The 19433-nt window shown below is 39.5% G+C and carries 12 protein-coding genes; 9 read left to right on the top strand and 3 right to left on the bottom strand.

Features of this window, described 5'->3' with window-relative positions:
• Positions 1–291: 291 nt before the first annotated feature.
• Positions 292–753, bottom strand: coding sequence for a helix-turn-helix domain-containing protein (locus tag CBM24_RS24920; RefSeq protein WP_088163125.1), 462 nt, complete (start codon positions 751–753; stop codon positions 292–294).
• 1440 nt (positions 754–2193) lie between these two features.
• Between CBM24_RS24920 and CBM24_RS24915 the strand changes: the two genes are divergently transcribed.
• Together CBM24_RS24915 and CBM24_RS24910 are read left to right on the top strand one after the other, a co-directional pair.
• Positions 2194–3006, top strand: coding sequence for an RNA polymerase sigma factor (locus CBM24_RS24915; RefSeq protein WP_088163124.1), 813 nt, complete (start codon positions 2194–2196; stop codon positions 3004–3006).
• Positions 3007–3016: 10 nt separating this feature from the next.
• Positions 3017–4111, top strand: coding sequence for a hypothetical protein (locus tag CBM24_RS24910; protein WP_088163123.1), 1095 nt, complete (start codon positions 3017–3019; stop codon positions 4109–4111).
• A 140-nt stretch (positions 4112–4251) separates the two neighbouring features.
• Here the strand turns inward: CBM24_RS24910 and CBM24_RS24905 are convergent, their stop codons facing one another.
• Together CBM24_RS24905 and CBM24_RS24900 are read right to left on the bottom strand one after the other, a co-directional pair.
• Entirely contained in the window at positions 4252–5982 is a 1731-nt protein-coding gene (locus CBM24_RS24905) for a M23 family metallopeptidase (RefSeq protein ID WP_232475627.1), read from the bottom strand.
• An 11-nt stretch (positions 5983–5993) separates the two neighbouring features.
• Complete coding sequence (locus CBM24_RS24900) at positions 5994–6605, bottom strand: fumarylacetoacetate hydrolase family protein (RefSeq protein ID WP_070570197.1); 612 nt, start codon at positions 6603–6605, stop codon at positions 5994–5996.
• 482 nt (positions 6606–7087) lie between these two features.
• On the opposite strand from CBM24_RS24900, the gene CBM24_RS24895 reads away from it, so the two are divergent.
• The 7 genes from CBM24_RS24895 (at position 7088) to CBM24_RS24865 (ending at position 19433) form a co-directional block, all read left to right on the top strand.
• The gene (locus tag CBM24_RS24895) at positions 7088–7723 is read left to right on the top strand and encodes a DUF6266 family protein (RefSeq protein WP_088163122.1); all 636 of its coding nucleotides are present in this window, start codon (positions 7088–7090) and stop codon (positions 7721–7723) included.
• A gap of 36 nt (positions 7724–7759) precedes the next feature.
• Complete coding sequence (locus CBM24_RS24890; RefSeq protein ID WP_070570193.1) at positions 7760–8419, top strand: HAD family hydrolase; 660 nt, start codon at positions 7760–7762, stop codon at positions 8417–8419.
• 87 nt (positions 8420–8506) lie between these two features.
• A complete protein-coding gene (locus CBM24_RS24885) occupies positions 8507–8995 on the top strand; it encodes a gluconate 2-dehydrogenase subunit 3 family protein (RefSeq protein ID WP_070570191.1) in 489 nt (162 codons plus the stop codon).
• 7 nt (positions 8996–9002) lie between these two features.
• Positions 9003–10718 carry a GMC oxidoreductase gene (locus tag CBM24_RS24880; protein ID WP_088163121.1) on the top strand — a complete coding sequence of 572 codons (1716 nt, stop codon included), beginning with the start codon at positions 9003–9005 and terminating at the stop codon, positions 10716–10718.
• 424 nt (positions 10719–11142) lie between these two features.
• Positions 11143–14289 carry a SusC/RagA family TonB-linked outer membrane protein gene (locus CBM24_RS24875; protein WP_088163120.1) on the top strand — a complete coding sequence of 1049 codons (3147 nt, stop codon included), beginning with the start codon at positions 11143–11145 and terminating at the stop codon, positions 14287–14289.
• A gap of 18 nt (positions 14290–14307) precedes the next feature.
• Positions 14308–15873 carry a RagB/SusD family nutrient uptake outer membrane protein gene (locus CBM24_RS24870; protein ID WP_088163119.1) on the top strand — a complete coding sequence of 522 codons (1566 nt, stop codon included), beginning with the start codon at positions 14308–14310 and terminating at the stop codon, positions 15871–15873.
• A gap of 515 nt (positions 15874–16388) precedes the next feature.
• Positions 16389–19433 carry a SusC/RagA family TonB-linked outer membrane protein gene (locus tag CBM24_RS24865; RefSeq protein WP_088163118.1) on the top strand — a complete coding sequence of 1015 codons (3045 nt, stop codon included), beginning with the start codon at positions 16389–16391 and terminating at the stop codon, positions 19431–19433.

Raw genomic sequence — 19433 nt, 5'->3', positions numbered from 1 at the left:
CTTTAATGCCACCATTGGATACGTTCAAAAAGCATTAATTAAAACTAGCACGGAATTCCAAAGGTGTCTGATTGGTATTCAAGATACAAAAGAACAAATGATCTATGAGCCGCAGGTCTACCAAACCTGGTTCCAAAGCCTACAAGCGGAAATCGAACGTCGCAAAGCATTGGGTAGATAAATTGTCGTTAACAATATTATTCACTTATACCTATTAAATGAATAGTCCTAAAAAAGGGATGTTCAGCAAGAATGAACATCCCTTTTTAATAATTTTTATACGACGGAGTACTATTTTCCTTCCTTCATTTTTTTTACTTCATTGGTAAGGTCCAACACCGCCTGGCTCAACGCTGCGATAGATTGTGTCTTCGCACGATCCTCCTCAATAAATTTTTCAAGCAATGCGACTAGCTTATCTGATCCATCATTATTAAAGGTGGGTTGCGCGTTTAAGCCTACAGAATTATCGCTGAAGGTCGAATTGTTGTTATGCTGTATATTATAAATTACATTTTCATCCTTAAAAGATTGCACAAATTCAGGTGTCACCCCCAATGCAGTAGCCAGCTCTTCTAAAAGCGGCTCATCGAGTGCGACCATATTTTCAAAGTCCGAAATCCGTTGCTGCGAGTATTTGTTGCGGCAAAGCTGACCGAAAGCCTCTTGCTTGATTCCCTGAATTTCACGGATGCGTTTAATATTGTGACCGATATGCATGGTTTCGTTTTTTTCTTTAAAAATAGTATTCATAATCTAGCAAAATTAGAGGCTGGTTTTTTACCGGTAAATCGGTGGAATACCACACCCTAAAATAATAAGTAATGCAATAACTTTGCCTTTAAAGTTACGAATTATTATTGTAACGAACAGTAACCGCTGAACGCTCTTTGACCTATTGGTATTGAAAGAAATTTTATAAGATCAATAAAAATTAAAAATAATGAGGCTGCTTGTGAAGCCGTAGGGTGAGGATAACGATCACTCACCAAATAAACTTATTGTAGTACACATAGCGTTTGGCTATGCCTGTTAAAATGTGACGCATTACCATTCAAGCTATTTTATGAAAATACACAATGGCCTGTTGATTACTGCAATTTAAGAGACAAATTATCTCGAGAACCTTTAATAACACACACAATGGCGGACTTCATGTCAAACTTATTATCTGTAACAACACGCAAAGTTTCTGGCAGAACCATCTTACTTTTGCGAACTGACTAGCTAAATTATACTTGAAAAGCACAATGACGGTCCTTGCGTAAAAGAGGAATATATACAATTGGTCGTTTTATCAAGCTATGAATAATAGTAAAGATTTTTTTTAGAGGCTGCTTGTGAAGCCGTAAGGTGAGGATAACAATCACTCACCAAATTCTTATATCGAAATATACATCGTACTTAGCGGCACCACATTATGTTGCGGATCGCCCGCAATACAAAAAAAGAAATGCAATGGTGAGCTGTCTGTAAGGTTGAGAATAATACAATGTCTCGCGTAAACTTTAACAAAAGGAACACAACGGCGGACTTTCTGTCAATCTACAAGGAATTCTACTTGTAGAAATAATCTTTACAAAATAACATCAACAATCTTGAGGCTGCTTGTGACGCCGTAGAGTGAGGATAATTTCACTCACTAAATACTATTTATTTGTACTAGAGCTCGGTATATACAAAGGGTGGGCCTTGCTGTGAAAAATCGGGAGACCAACGATCTGCGATAAGGCTTCTTGTCCTAATATACACAACTGAGGCCGTTCCTTGCTAATAAGGAAACTTTATAACGTATGCATAAAGTGGCTGTCTTACGTCTGCTACATATAAGAATAGCTGATCGTTTGTGACACCACAGGTTGAAAGTGATTTCAAGTATAAAACCTGTATTATGCACAACCAGTTTCTCACACGCTCAACACTACTAAAAGTATATACGATAGGTGGGCTTGCTTTTGATATAAACTTACACAATTGGCGTTCGCTTACTCGTTTTCCGTAGCATATCAATAATTCGTATACACAAAGGTTGGCGCTCGCTTTAAATCTGTTCAATAAAACATATATCGATACCTAGTTTGTCAATGTGCTATTCAGCTTTAATATAAACCTATCATAAGATCAAGGTTTTTCGAGAAATCCGTCAGATTCGGCCGAGATCTGTAAAAGTGATAAACCAATTAAACATGGATTATGAATAAAACTTTACAACAAAAGCAAACAGAAAAGTATATCGCTCTACTTCAAAACGGAGACGAACGAGGCCTGAATTTTTTCTACCATCGCTTTTACAACTGCCTCTTTGCACGAACATACCGCGCCACGCAAGATGACTGTGCTGCGGAGAGCATTGCACAGGAAGCTATATTGAGGCTATGGCTATTTCGAAGGGAGGTTAAAGATGTGGACCATATTTTAGCCTTTTTAAAAGCACAAGTCAAGGCCGCTCTCCATGCTTTCTTCAACAAATCGCGAAATAGATTTCACCGCAGCTTGCTTCGCCTGGATGCTATTGAGGACTATCAGGAATTTTTGTTAGGCTACGAAACGGAAGAAGTGGAGGAGATGGATCTCGTTTATCTGGAAAAACTGGAAGAGGAAAAGCAACTGCGTTTGGATCAACTTGGCAAGCTGTTGCCAAGTCTTAACCAACAACAACAATTATTCATTAAGCTCTGTCTGAAATACAGTTTTAACTACGAGCGTATTGCCTACTATCTCGGCGGAATTTCAGACTATGAAGTTAGCCTGCAGGTAGAAAAAACAATTGATACGCTCCGATCAGTATTTAATAGCTCGCAAAAAATGGAGCTTTTGAATAGACCGAGAAAGATCGTGCTGGAGGGTGAATTTGATGAGCAACAGGCAGAAATTTTCCATATGCGCTACGAATTGCAATTGTCTTTTGAGCAAATCGCAGAAGCATTAAAACTGAATTCATCTATGGTAAAGAAGCTGTTTGTACAGGCACATATCAAGCTAAAAACAGATAAGAAAACCGCATAATAAAAAAATTATGGAAAAGGATACGATCATCTTAACACGCAAAATACAGATCTATTTGGATTGTGAAGATAAAGAGCAACGCGCAGCATACTTCAAACAATTATTTGAATGGCAGGATATGGTGTATAGAGGTGCCAATATGGTGATGACGCATCAATATGTACAAGAACAGATCAAAGATCTGATCTACCTGCGCGATGATGTTAAGGTAAAACTGGCGGACTTCAAAAAGGATCCCGACGGCATTTTCACGTCTTCAAAAATGAATACGACCTATCGTATACTATCGTTGTATTTTAAAGGGAAGCTACCGTCAAAAATTATTTCAGCGATGAACATGACTTTGAATAGAGCATATAGCACAGATCGTTTGGCTTACTGGAAAGGCGAAAAGTCGTTGCGCAATTATAAAAAAGATATGCCGATTCCCTTCGGTGGAGATCAGATCAAACTAAGCAATGATGAGAAAGGCAGGGATTTCAAATTGACACTCTTCAAAATTCCTTTCCGTACCTATCTGGGTAAAGATCGGTCGGATAAAAGAGTCCTTATACAAAGAGCCTTAGTCGGCCAGATCAAAATATGCACCAGTTCCATCAAAATTGTGAAAGGGAAATTATTCTTGCTCTTGGCGCTCGAGCTTCCAAAGAAACAACTTGAACTCAAAGAACATATTATCGCCGAAGCTTCGCTTTCAGTGGAACATCCAATCACCGTATGTATCGATAAGGACAATTTTCAAATAGGAAATAAAGAAGAGTTTTTATACAGACGAATGGCCATTCAGGCAGCAAGACACCGGATACAAAAAGCAGCTGCTTATAACAAAGGTGGACATGGCAGAAAGAAGAAGTTACAAAGTCTGGATCATTTTGAGGAGAAAGAACGTCGCTATGTCGATAGTCGACTGCACTTATATAGCCGTCGTTTGATAGACATCTGTGTGAAATCTGAGGCTGGAACACTGCTATTGGTCAATCAAACTTCTAAAGAGGAGGTCGCTAAAGAAGATGAATTTTTATTGCGCAATTGGAGTTACTATGGGCTGATCGAAAAGATTAAATATAAGGCGAGCATGGCCGGTATACATGTTATTGTTGAGTAAAGGAAAAGAGTCCTCGCCAATTCCAGGACTCTTTTCATTTACTCATTTTATCATTTCCCTTTTGTTTGAACCAAAATTCGAAAATTGCAATTAATGTAGCAGATCAGGTCGGACAAATGTTGTAAGTTTGAAATTAGCTGTTAACGCGATGTGGAGAATGAAGCCTCGTAGACCTTCAAATTCCCTTTGTTGTCTTTCACTTCAAGTTTAAAGTCGTGTCTGCCACTGCTGAGTTCCGGTTCGAAGTCATGCCAGATATGTCTTGTTTTAGGGTCATATTTCATTAAAGCCCATTTCCCGTCAATATAAGCGTCAAAAGTAGCTATACCCGATAGATTGTCACTGATGGTAAAATCGATGGAGCGTTGATTGGAAACATTCTTGCCGTCAGTCAGGTTACGCGCAGTGATATTTGGTGCAATGGTATCGACAGCGATGTAAAAACCACCAAATTCGCGTACGTTGGCTACCACCCAGCCGTTCTCATATTGACCACCTTGTGCTCCGCCATCAGAAGAAACAATCAAGGCTTTGTCATAAAGATTTTCAGACAAGCTGTAGTCTGGTTTGATCATGAGCTTATAATATCCGAACACCGGTGTATAAGCGTTGTGGATATAGTGCATTGCCGAGTAGCCTTTTGCAGGTTTTGCTCCCTGCGAATAATTGAAGTAAAGGTCGTCATACAATATATTTTTGCTCATATAAACCCGAGCATTCTCCGCTTCATATTTGTTTTCATCGGCATAGTGAAACATTTTAAGCCCCTTCGCATTTGGGCGGCTGATGGAAAGTGAAGGGTTATTCTGCACCTTAAAATTCAATTCGCTCGTATTCCCTTGGACATCTTTAACGACATATTTTACATCATGTACCTCATTGTCTTTCAACGTGATTTTACCGAGGTTATCCAAGTTTTTGAAGATGTTGATCGGATTGTTAGGATCTTTGAAGCTCTTTTGCACGCGTACCCCTGACTTTTTTAAATAAGGGTAGTCTACGTAGGACTGTATCGCACGGGTCTGATCAAAAGGAATGGATTCGAACAGTACCGTGCTGATGTTTTTATTGTCTAAAAATAGTTCAATCGAATATACACCATATGTAAAAGAGATTCCTCTCCGTTTATCAACGGTGTTGATTCCCAATCCAAAGGTACCATTCACAGAGATAGGGGCGTTTGTTGCTAAACTATAATTGCCGCTACCAACAGATCTGATGGTTTGATGCCTGCGGGGCGTATTTTCATCAAACAGTTCGGAACCCAAATCGTAGACCGTCATACCGCGGATAATCGGTTTGACACCGTCTGGAAACAACAGTCCAAACAATTGCGGATTGAGCGGCAATTGTGCTTTTGTATCCCGGATTTCAAAATGAAGATGTGGACCTGCAGACCCGCCTGTATTGCCCGAATTTGCAATAAACTCACCTTTTCTTACAAGTACTTGGTTGGGTTTGAGAAATATATCGACATCAAAACGTTTTTGCTTGTACTGCTCATCTTTGATGATTTTCGCAAGATCCGAATTGAAACTTTCGAGGTGCATGTACACCGAGGTGTAACCATTGGGATGATCAATGTAAACATAATTACCACCACCACCTATCTGTACCCTGACGCGGGATACAAAACCTTCCGCCGCTGCATGCACAGGAATATTGATGCGTTGTTGTGTCCGGTAATCGTCTCCACCATGAAAATGCGTTGCGCGCAATTCGCCGAACGATCCTGAAGCCTGCGGCGCAATGTCCATGGGGCGTACAAAATAATTTTGTGGATAATTGCGGCTTTTGATAATATCTTGTCCCTTGCTTAGACCTGCCATGCAGGCCAGCAGGGAGAGCATTGCTGTCGTTTTTTTTATCATGCTATTCCCAGCTATTTGATTTTACAGCTAAACATCTTCTGTTCGCCAATGAAACCTTCCAATAAATCGCCGATGGCTACAGATCCGACACCAACTGGAGTTCCGGTGTAAATGAGGTCACCTTTGCGTAGGGTAATAAATTTGGAGGTATATACAATCAGATCTTCGTAGGAAAATATCATATCCTTGGTATTTCCCTGCTGAACTTTTTGCCCATTTTGCTGCAGGGAGAAATCAATCGAATTTACTTCCGCAAATTCTTCTTTAGGAATCAGGTTGCTGATGACTGCCGAATGGTCAAATGCTTTTGCCAATTCCCAGGGAAGGCTTTTTGCTTTTAATTCTTGCTGCACGTCCCTTGCGGTAAAGTCAATCCCTAGGCCGATAGCATCGAAATAGGTTGATGCAAATTTTGGTGTCACATGTTTTCCTTCCTTACAGACCCGGAGGACAACTTCGGTTTCGAACTGAATGTTTTTGGAGAATTCGGGGTAATAGAAATCTTTGTTATCCTTTAAGACCGCTGTATCGGGTTTTAAAAATATAATGGGATTCTCTGGGACTGGATTATTGAGCTCTTTCGCGTGGTCGATGTAATTGCGACCGATTGCAATTATTTTCATGATATAAATTTTTAAGGCAATGAAGCTTTCAGATTTCTTGCGAACTCATGAGCTCGGTTTTCATCGCGTGTACGTTTGAGGCGGTATTCGAAAGTACTATATGCTATTTGTTAACTACCTACACTTGGCCGGAATGCGCTATGCTAACGAACGTAATGGCTATCTTCTAAAAGCTTGTCGTGCATTCATACTCGGTATACATTAGTTTTCGTTTACCACAACAAACTTAATAAATGTCCAAAGCTTATCCAAAAATGAAGGAAAACAACTGCTTTTATACACACTATCAAAGTAACTATTTACATAGGTTTTAGTTAGGTTTTGTTTAGGTTTTGGTTAGGTATAATATAGGTTATAGCTAACTAAAACCTATACTATACCTAACCTAATTCTAATTTATATCTAACTTAATTAAAACTTTAGTACTGATCATTTGTTTAGCGGTAGATGTTAAGATTGCAATTAAACAAAAAACTTAAAATATGGCTATATTAGAAGATGGTCCAAATGGTGGTTTCCGGGGTAAAGTTGGATCGATATATGGATACAATCGTATGGGGCAATGGATTATTCGGGGAGCAAGGAGGAAAAGTAGTAAACCTCCGACTGAAGCTCAGCGATTACATCGCCAAAAAATGAAGGCTGTCGGAAAATTTTGTGCAGAGAACAAGGCTGTCTTTGATTTTGGCTATGAGTTAAAAAAAGAAAATGGATCTAAATATGGTGCATTTCAGCTCGCGCAAAAACATGTTTTCAATGATGTACTGGCTTTTGATGCCGATCATAATCCTGTTGTGAATTTTGAAAATTTGAATGTGTTTGTGGGGGATCTAATACCGCCCACGGGTACTAAGGTAAGTGTGAATGAAGGTCGTATATTTTTGGAATGGATACCAAACCCGGTGTATGATGATGAAATTTATAAGCTAAATCTAGCATGTGTTAGCTTAAATGATTTCTGCTCGTTAAAACCAGCAGTTGCATCTGCTAGGGATGGCCAATGTTTTGTGGACGTACCGGTTGAATTAAGCAAAAAAGCTGATTATCATGTCTACATCGGTTTTTGGGATACGTATCATGGTGCATTCTCAAATTCTACGTATTGTGGCGTCATTTAATAGGATTTTTCCACCTACTTGTCTATCTTTAGCACTATGAATAAAATACAGGCGGTATTGTTCGATCTGGACGGTACGTTAATTGATTCGGAATATTTCTATTTCAAAAACTGGGCACCTATATTAAAACAGGAATTTAACCTTCAGATCAACTATGAAGATTGGATTCGCGATTTTGCTGGACATACTTTAGCACATAATGTCAAGCGTCTTACCGAGGACTATGGCTACGACGTGACGGAAGAACATATGTGGAAGCGTACACGTGCGGCTTATGCCGATTCTAACATGAGCGATATTGAATTGATGCCTGGAGCACGAGAAATTTTAGCTTTTTTGAAAGCAGAAGATATCCGTATTGGGCTTGTGACCTCGAGTTATAGAAGCACAGTCGATACTGTTTTGGGCAAGCACGAGCTTTTGGATTATTTTGAGTTTTTTGTCACGCGTGAGTGTGTGGAGCTGCCAAAACCCAATCCGGAACCTTATCGTTTGGCATTGACACATCTGGGTCTACCAGCCGACCGCTGTGTGGCTATTGAGGATACGTCAACAGGAAGTACATCGGCATTGGGAGCAGGGACACAGTTGATTGCAGTTACGAAGCAAGAGGTAGAACGTGCTAGACTAACAGCTGTTGATAACATTGTGGAAAACTTATCTGAGGCGAAAGCCCTGTTGGCGCAATGGATTTGAGGGTTGTAAAATAATTTAATCGTTTTAGCATTTGTATTTTTATTCGGATATATGTAATATTACCGAATTGTAAAGGGAACTCTGATTATGAACCGTAGAACCGCAATAAAGCAATTTTTCATTATCGCTGGCGGACTGACAATTTTGTCGTCCTGTCTGAATGATGGAGGTGCATCAATTGTATTAAATAAGCTGAAGATTTCGGCGGAAGATGAGCAATTTTTGGGCGATCTGGCTAACATCCTGATTCCGAAATCGGATACACCGGGAGGAAAGGATCTGAACCTGCATCTTTTCGTCATCAAAATGGTAGATGACTGTGAGTCGCCAGAAAATCAGGCTAAATTTGTCGCTGGTTTCAACAAATTGAGAAAACAGTTGAATTTAAAAAATAACAAAGAGACTGAGACCACTTTGGCGGGGTTAAAAGACCAAACCGACGAGAAGGCTTTTTTTGAGACCTTCAAATCGCGTGCAATTCAGGGGTATATGAACTCAGAATACGTGATGAAGAATAAGGTGATCTATAAACTTATTCCGGGTCCGTACAATGGTGCGGTAAAAGTTAAGGCATAAATAGCACATGGCAAATCTAAATATTGACAGTGAAAAAAACAGAACCTACGATGCGATCGTGATCGGTTCGGGAATTAGTGGCGGTTGGTCCGCAAAAGAGTTGTGCGAGAAGGGCTTGAAAACATTGGTTTTGGAACGCGGACGTGATGTGCAACATATCAAGGATTACCCAACCACCAATATGATGCCTTGGGAGTTTGAACATCGGAATGAAATGCCTTTCAAAGTAAAAGAAGAAAATCCGATTGTCAGCAAATGTTATGCATTCCATGAAGATGCAGCCCATTTTTTTGTAAAAGACAAGGAACACCCTTATATTCAAGAGAAACCTTTTGACTGGATCAGAGGCTATCAAGTTGGTGGAAAGTCCTTATTATGGGCGAGACAGACACAACGTTGGTCTGACTTTGATTTCGAAGGGCCAGCGAGAGATGGTTTTGCAGTAGATTGGCCGATACGTTATGCTGATTTGGCGCCTTGGTATGCTTATGTCGAAAAATTTGCCGGTATTGCAGGTAATCACGATGGACTTCCTGAATTGCCTGACGGTGAGTTTTTGCCAGGCTACCCCTTAAATATTGTCGAGAAGTATTTTAAAGAAAGCGTCCAAAAGAAATTTCCGGAGCGCAAAGTGATTTCAGCACGTTGTGCACACCTATCAAAACCAAATCAGATTCACATCGAACAAGGACGTGTACAGTGTCAGAATCGCGTACTTTGTCAGCGAGGATGTCCTTTTGGTGGATATTTCAGTTCCAATGCAACGACAATTCCTTGGGCGGCCAAAACCGGAAATATGACGCTACGTCCATTTTCGGTTGTTCATTCGATTCTCTATGATGAACAAAAGGGAAAGGCAGTGGGTGTACGTGTTATTGATACCAATACAAAAGAGGAAATTGATTTTTATGCCAAACTGATTTTTGTCAATGCGGCTGCAATCAATACGAATTTGATCTTATTGAATTCTAAATCGAACCGTTTTCCAAATGGTTTGGGTAATGATAGTGGTGTGCTCGGAAAATATGTTGCCTTTCACAACTATAGTGCACGCATTTATGCAGAGTATGAAGGGATGTTGGATTTTACGGCCGAAGGGCGGAATCCCGCCGGTGGAGGCTATATTCCACGTTTCAGAAACTTGCACAAACAGGAAACGGACTTTTTAAGGGGCTATGCTGCCGGTTTCGGAGCTTCGCGTAGTAAAGAGTCGGATCGTTCGGGCTTAGGGCTAGATCTGAAGAACAATTTGTTGAATCCTAAATTAGGTGTTTGGCAGGTTGGATCTCACATGATGGGTGAAACGATACCGAAAGAATCAGGAATGGTTTCATTGGATAGCAGTAAGAAAGATGACTGGGGTATTCCTTTGTTAAAAATTGCTGTCGATTATGATGAGAATGATGAAAAAATGAAAAAGGATTACATTGCTGTCATGACGGAGATGTTTACAGATGCTGGCTTCACAAACATTCGCCCGGATACACACTGGCAGGCTCCAGGTTTGGATATCCATGAAATGGGCGGTGCACGTATGGGGCATGATCCAAAAACTTCGGTATTGAATAAATGGAATCAGATGCATGCGGTGAAAAACGTTTTTGTCACCGATGGTGCAAGTATGACCTCGACATCAACACAAAATCCTTCATTGACCTATATGGCATTTTCGGCTCGATCTGTCGATTATGCGATTAGCGAAATGAAGAAAGGAAATATCTAATGTGCTGGGGAAAGGTTTTGAAAATAAATCTTTCCTCTGTAAAATTAAAGTTCTATCTTTCCACCCGAATAGCACGTTAAAACCAAGAAAGAATAACCAAAAAGGAAAACAATAACGAATAAACAATTAATGAACCAATAAGTAATCAAAAAAAAGCAATTAAAAAACCAAAATAGGGAAACCAAAAAATTTTACAACAAAAGCAAAAGCGATTTAGCAGACTTTATTGCAGATTCTATGCGGCAATAATACCATAGACATTTGAACCCAGACGTTTTCTGTTAAGTGAAAGCAATGGAATATAGCAGGCAATTTTAAGAAAGTAGATCGATTTTAAAAACATCAATTAAGGGAAACTAAATTAAACTAGACGTTCTAAGCATCTTTTTGCTAAAACGTTTTTATAAACCAAATCACTATTAATATGAGCAAAGTTGACGTAAAATCACTTGCGCAGCTTGGGAAAAAATCAAAGTTATTTTTCTCATTGGCTGTCATTGCTGGTACTTTCCAACAAGTCAATGCCGCTGTCGGAACTTCAGCCAATTACGATGGAAAATCCTTCGTAAAAGAAGTAAACCATGTGCAGCAGCAAGTTAAAGGAAAAGTATTGGATGCTGCTGGAAAACCAATTTCAGGAGTTAACATCGCCGTTAAAGGTACTTCAAAGGGTACACAATCTGATGCTTTGGGTAATTTTACATTGGATGCTAAATCGGGGGATGTATTGGTGGTTTCTTCCATTGGTTACAAAGCCAAAGAAGTCACTGTTTCTGGTGCAACTGTTTCTGTACAATTGGATGATGATCAGAGCCAATTGGACGAAGTTGTCGTTGTGGGTTATGGTACCATGCGTAAATCTGATGTAACAGGTTCCATTGCTATGGTTAAAGGAGCCGACATGATCAAAGATCAGAACTTTAGTCCCTTGGATAACTTAAGAGGTAAGGCTTCGGGGGTTAATATCTTTTCTAACTCGAGCCAACCTGGTGCTTATGCGAACCGTGTGGTCATTCGTGGTGTGGCCACAATCAATTCATCATCCAATCCACTGTATGTCGTGGATGGGGTTGTGATGGAAGACTTTCAGTTGTTAAATCCGAATGATATCGAGAATATCGAGGTATTGAAAGACGCATCTTCGGCAGCGATCTACGGTGCACGTGGTGCAAATGGGGTTATCTTAGTAACGACAAAACGCGGAAATAAAGATGGATCCAGAACAATTAACTATCAAGGTTCAGCTGGTGTAAGCTCTGTTCAACGGTATATGGATTTATTGAATGGACAGGAATGGGTAGATGCCTTTATGATCGGCCTGGAAAATGAAAATAAGTATCAGGGCAAATCCTGGTCCTTGGATAAAAAGACCTGGTTTAATGATCCCAACTATTTTGATGCTAATGGTAACCCTTTGTATAATACAGATTGGCAGCGTGAAGCAACGCGTACAGCCATTTCACATAATCATCAGTTAAGTGTACAACAAGGCGATGATAAATCATCTGTTGGGGCTTTCTTAAATTATACCGATCAACAAGGTGTAATGAATAATACCTGGAATAAACGGGTAAATGCAAAAATGGCCTATGATGCTAAACCGACTTCTTGGCTGTCTACAGCGATTAATTTAACCGTTAACCATACTTGGGGACGTTATACACCAGAAGATGGTGGCGGACAGGAGGCACGTCGTACCATGATTGAAATGCTTCCTTGGTATCCTGTGTACGATAAAAATGGACAATATACATTTTCATCATCTTCGACTGTTTCGGACAAATTAGGGTTTGAAGGAATGGCTAATCCAGTGTCTATCCTAGATTTGCAAAAGAGGATGCGTTATAATACACAGATATTTGGTAATGCGGCACTAACATTTCATCTGGCCGATGGTTTGGATCTTAAGACACAATTGGGGATAGATAATCATAAAAAAGCGTATAAAGGATATTCTTCCATTACCTTGAATAATATCTCAAGACCAAATGGCTGGGCTGAAATGAACAATACCAATACCCTATATTGGCAAGAAGAGACTTATCTGACCTATAATAAGCAGTTTGATAAACACCGCATTAATGCTATGGCAGGTTTATCCTGGCAAGAAAGAACTTACGACTTCAATAGTTCTAGAACCGAAGGCTTTTTCGACGATGCTTATGAATACAATAATATGGGAATTGGAATTACACCATCGACACCAGGGTCTAGCTGGAACAAATGGGCTATGAATTCCTATTTCTTAAGAGCAGCTTACTCCTATAACGATCGTTACTCGGCGACAATTACAGGACGTTATGATGGATCATCCAAATTCGGTAAGAATAATAAATATGCTTTCTTCCCATCTGCTGGTTTCGCATGGAATGTGTCGAATGAGGACTTTTTGAAAGACAATACCACCGTTAGCAATTTAAAGGTCCATACAAGTTACGGATTAACAGGTAACTCGGAGATTGATCCGTACAGGTCCCTGGCAATTGTTGATGCCGGAACGATATTGCTAAACAATTCAAGAGCTCCATATTCCTTTGTGAATTCTATTTCGAATCCAAATTTGAAATGGGAAAAAACCGCTCAGGTTGATGCTGGAGTTGAATTGGGCTTATTTCAAAATCGTTTAAATTTTGATGTGTCTTTCTATCATAAGAAAACGACCGACTTGCTACTGGATGCGCCAATTCCAACCGCATCAGGATTCAGTACAGTGATGAAAAATATCGGATCTGTGCAAAATCAGGGTTTAGATATTATGATTAAAGGAACGATTATCAATAAAGAAGACTTTAGCTGGAATGCTTCACTTAATGCCAATTACAATAAAAATAAGGTGTTGAAATTAGGTGAGAACAATGCCGATATTCAGATGAATAGCTGGGTAGGTGGTGCTAATAGTGTTATCCGTGTTGGTGAGAACTTAAATAGTTTTTATGGTTACCGAAGATTGGGGGTATATACTCAAGCTGATGTCGATGCCGGAAATGCTACGCTAAGTCAAATCGGACGTGCAAAAAGAACGACTGAGAAAGAGATTATCGGTAAAGGATTGCCCGATTGGACAGGCAGTTTTATCAACAATTTAAAATATAAGAATTTTGATTTTACCTTGGACCTGCAGTTTGTTAAAGGCGTGGATGTCATGCAACAATTCTTCCATTCAACGTATGACCGTTTCGGTATTACCAATGGTTTGAAAAATATCTTGACCGATGCGTACAATGGCTCAAATCCAAATACGATGGAACAAGCTATTTACTTGACCAATAATGGACATGCCGGACAAGATACCAATGTGGATGATGCTTGGGTAGCTGATGGTTCGTATTTACGGGTTAACTTAATTCAGTTGGGATATACGTTCAATCCAGAAGCATTGCAACGTATCGGTCTAAAACGTGTTAGAATATACGCAAATGCAAATAATCCGTTTTTATTCACTGCAAAAGAATTTTTAGGATACGATCCTGAAAGTACTTCACAGGGAGAGAGTAAGTTTGGCCAAAATATGACATTTTTCTCTTACCCAAGAGCAAAAACCTTTTCATTGGGTCTGAACGTAACATTTTAAAAATTAGAAAATAAGGAAATGAAAAATAAATTTTTTATGTTGTTAATGCTTGGATTAAGTCTTACAACATCATGTAATAAATTTTTGGAAGAGGATCCGCAGTCTAATTTGTCCCTAGACGGGTATTACGAGAATCCGGCACAAGCACAAGCTACGGTAAACTCATTATATAGAAGAGGTGCTCCACAACGTTATTCGGTTGCAGGAAGCGCTTATATTGGACCAGCAGCTTCGGTGAATACCATGTTGACAGGCTATTTTACCAATAGCTATGAGGGGCAGGAACGAGTATGTTTATTTGCTAGACAGTTAACTAGACAGCAAAATACAAACCTGATCACCGGCTCAATGAACACCATTTGGGATGAAAGTTATAAAGCAATTAATATTGCAAACGCCGGAATAAAATATATTCCTACTATCTCATTTGTTTCCCAAGATCAGCAAAAATCTTTATTAGCAGAAGCGAAGTTTTTTAGAGCCTATAACTACTTTTATCTGGTTAAGACGTTTGGTGCCATTCCGCTCAGCACAACGCCTGTTGAAACATTAGAAGATAATCTCTATCTAGAAAGAACAGAGGTTGCGAAAGTGTATCAGTTAATCGAGACTGATCTTAAAGAAGCTGTACAAGATTTACCTGCTAAAACGTTTGCTGATAATGGACATCGAATTACAAAATATGTAGCGGCCATGACATTGGCTAATGTTTATTTACAAGAAGGCAAGTATAGTGAAGCTGCAGAGATGGCAAAAATTGTTGTCAATTCTGCTCATAAAATGACTGAAAATGTCGATCTTAAAATGAGTAGCGCTTATAATAAATTGCGTACAACGGATGATTTAAGTGAAGTGATTTATGCACAGGAATATGACGCAACAATTAGCACAAGCAGCTGGTGGACAACGTATGCATTTAGTTCTTCGGCAACATCCGTGTTTGATAAATATTCGATATTTGAACGTGTTTTTGGGCCTACAAAGCAATTTTTAAATGTCTACGATACGAAAGACCTGCGGATTCAACCAAATCAGTTTTTCCATTGGAAATATACAAACCCTGTGAACAACAAGACCTGGGAATCTACGGAAGCCGGCATCTGGTATTATTTTGATGAGCAAGCAACTACTGTTACTGGTCGAGGAACCAAAGACTGGAACTTCTACCGTTATCCTGAGGCCTTGCTTATAGCTGCAGAAGGAATCGCTAAAACATCTGGTGTGAGTGCCGAGGCTGCAGGTTATTTAGCTCAGGTAAAAGCACGGGCAAATACCGAAGGAAAATCAGTTGCTGCTTATACAACCGAATTGCAAACATTATCAGCAGATAATTTCGTGAAAGAATGCTGGAAAGAGCGTCTCCGCGAGTTCCCATTGGAATTTAAAATGTGGGACGATATTGTTAGAACTAAAATGTTCCCTGTAATTTCAACGACTGAGGCTGGTAAAGTCGATTTCGTGCCATTGATTGGAGCTAAGAACGGATCTGGTGCAACATTCAAAGAAACAGATTTATTATGGCCAATTTCTCCTGATGAAATTCAGCGCAATAATAAATTGACACAAAATGCAGGCTATCAATAGTCTTTAAAATCTGAGTTTAAAATGGCCATCAATTGATGGCCATTTTTTTTATAAACAATGGCTAAATCAATCTAGTGACAATAAATGGAGCAATTATTTGTTTAGGTAACATCTATAGCGGCACTGTTTAAAATTTTTAAAAAACCTTTTCCCTTTAAAATTAAAATCCTATCTTGAATCCACAATTAAACACTTAAACTAAAAACAATAACCAAAAAGAGAAAAATCAACAAAACATATAATTTAGATAAAATCACATTCGCTTTTTTTTTCTTCAAATAGCAAAAGCGCTTTTGCTTTGTTTTTTACAATGATTATATGCTGAGTTGTTCCAGCTTAGGTGCATTTTTACGTTTTTTTTTAAAATAAATAATTAATAGACTGCCAGATTTAATCTATTACGATAGAGATGGGGATCAGGTATTCGTATTAATTATTGAAGATGATACTAATTAAACATGATCGTTTAAGCTTATCAAAGCTAAAACGTTTTATAAACCAAAATCACTAATTATATGAGCAGAATCGATTTAGAATCATTTGCCCGCTTAACGAAAAATACCAAGCTGTTTTTTTCGTTGGCTATTATCGCAGGGACGATACATCAGGCAAATGCGCATGTCATCGCCAAGAGGGAAGATCCAAAAGAGACCTTTACCCATAAGGTCGCTAAGTTTCAGGGTTTAATTAAAGGAAAGGTACAGGATGCAAAGACTGGAGAAGGGATCTCCGGTGTTTCGGTTACCGTCAAGGGATCAGCAAAAGGTACAACATCGGATGGCCAAGGTAATTTTGCCCTGCAAGCCAAGATAGGAGATGTCCTGGTCGTGTCGTCCATTGGTTATCGAACAAACGAAGTCAAAGTAATAGGAAATGCCCCGATTGATATTCGACTATCCGCGACAGAAGACCAATTGGAGGAGGTTATTGTTGTCGGTTATGGTACGCAAAAGAAAAGCGAAGTTACCTCAGCTGTAGCTTCTGTAAAAGAGAAGGATTTCAATCAAGGTGGTATGCGCAACCCAATGGATCTGGTGCAAGGTAAAGTTGCCGGGCTAAATGTGACGAGAACCCAGGGCAGTAATCCAAATGCTGGTTCAGATATCCAATTGCGGGGTATGGCCTCCATGAAAGGCGGAAACTCCCCGCTGATTGTCATTGATGGCATTCCTGGTGGAAATCTAGATTTGATCAAGCAAGGAGATATTGAATCCATAGACGTGTTAAAGGACGGATCTGCAGCGGCTATTTATGGGACGCGGGGTAATGGTGGTGTAATTTTAGTAACCACTAAAAAAGGCAAATCTGGAGAACCACGATTTGAATATTATACCTATGGTCAACATGAGTCTGTCGCAAAGAAACCTTCGATGCTGAGTGCGCAGCAATTTAGAGATTATGTGGTCAACGGACAGAATAAACCTGATCTTGACCTTGGCGCTTCAACAGATTTGTATGACGAATTGATCAATAAAGGTAATTTCTCAACATTCCATAATTTTGTTGCCAGCGGTGGTGGCGATAAATCCAACTACCGTGCTTCAATTAACTATGAAAATGCCGAAGGCATTGCTAAACAGAATGGACGTCAGCAATTTGGCGGTCGTGTCAATTTTTCGCAAACTGGATTAAAAGATCGATTGACTTTCTCCGGTAATATTGCTGCCAATTTCAATAAAGCAGATCTTTTGGGTGGAAAAACGGAATATTTCGAACAGGCAATCCAGCGTAATCCAACTGCTCCACTATACAATCCCGATGGAAGTTTTTACCAAACCCAGGGTTATAATAATTTTAATCCGCTGGATCGTATGGCCAACCGTGTAGATCAACGCAATCAGGAAACTTTTTCGGGAGACGCACGTATGAAACTCAAGATTATAGAACCATTGAGCATCTCAGCCTTCGGATCCTATCTTAGAAATAATTGGAACGATCGTCAATATCGTTCGATAAAAGATTGGGACCAACGCCAAAATTCTGAGTATCAGGGTATGGGCTATGCTTGGAAAAGAAATGAGTTGAATTGGTCCAAGACCTTTGAAACAACAATTGATTACAACCAGACATTCAACGACAAGCATAATATAACGGGTTTACTCGGTTACAGTTTTCAATATAATGGTTATGAGCGGTTTGAGATGTCCAATAATGGTTTTACAACAGACGCTTTTCAAGATTGGGACATGGGAAGTGGTACGGCTCTGACAAATACCAAATTGCCAAGACCATCGATGGGCTCATTTAAGGAAGACAATAAATTGATTGCTTTTTTTGGACGGGTAAATTATAATTATGACCAAAAGTATTTTGTGAGTGCAATTCTTCGCCGAGAGGGATCTTCGCGATTTGGTGCTAATCATAAATGGGGTAATTTCCCTGCCATTTCTGCGGGATGGACCATTACAAACGAAGACTTTTTCTCCAATAAAGACCTTGTCAACAATCTGAAGCTCCGTGTGGGGTATGGGGTAACCGGTAATCAGGGCTTCCCAAATTACAATTCGTTGATCTTGTTGGGAACAGGTGGGGTATATCCGCAGGATGGCATCTATTATCAAACGTATGGACCGACACAGAACCCCAATCCCGACTTAAAATGGGAACAAAAAGCCGAATTGAATATCGGGCTCGATTTTGGTTTGTGGAATAACCGACTAACAGGGTCTCTAGATGTCTATAATCGTAAAACCAAAGATTTATTATACCAATATAAGGCGCAACAGCCAGCCTATGTGAGTACAAACATTTGGTACAATGTAGGCGAGGTTTCGAATAAAGGTGTTGAGTTGCAATTGTCTGGAGTTCCAATTCAAAAAGAAGATTTTAAATGGACGGTGGATTTTGCGGGAAGTTATCAAAAGAATAAACTCGTTACCATGTCCAATGATATCTTTAAGAGTAATTGGATGACTTTTGGCGGTCTGCCCTCTCCAGGTAATCTCGGAGATGCCATTCGTCTTGAAGAAGGCGGTGAAATTGGTTCCTTCTATGGAAAACGTTATGCGGGTCTGAATGATGCTGGAGAATGGCTCTTCTATAAAGCTGACGGCTCCAAGGCTACCATTGCGGATATAAATGATAATGATCGCGCCTATATTGGAAATGGTGTTCCCAAATTCAATGCGTCGCTAGGTAACCGGTTTGCCTATAAGGGCTTCGATCTGACCGTATTTTTCAGAGGGAAATTTAAGTATGATATTTTAAATACAGCGGATATGTTCTTTGGTAATCAAAAATGGTTGCCTAATAATGTTTTCGAAAGTGCTTTTACTAAACATGCCGACCTTAAACAGGATCCACAGTATTCGGATTACTACCTTGAGAATGGAAGTTTTGTGAAACTGGATAATATTACATTGGGATATAACTTTAAACTAAAGACTGATTATATCAAAAGTCTATATGTATATGCGACAGGGAGAAATATCGCAACCATGACCAAATATACGGGGATTGATCCAGAGTTGCAGGATACAGGTTTTGAAGCAGGGATTGATTCGCGCAGTTTCTATCCAAGAACAAGATCTTGGACAATTGGTTTGAATGTTGGATTTTAA

Origin of the sequence: Sphingobacterium sp. G1-14, from assembly GCF_002196555.1 — a bacterium.
Taxonomy (GTDB): domain Bacteria; phylum Bacteroidota; class Bacteroidia; order Sphingobacteriales; family Sphingobacteriaceae; genus Sphingobacterium; species Sphingobacterium siyangense.
The sequence above is the reverse complement of the archived record's forward strand: the minus strand, read 5'-3'. Positions and strand labels throughout refer to the sequence as shown.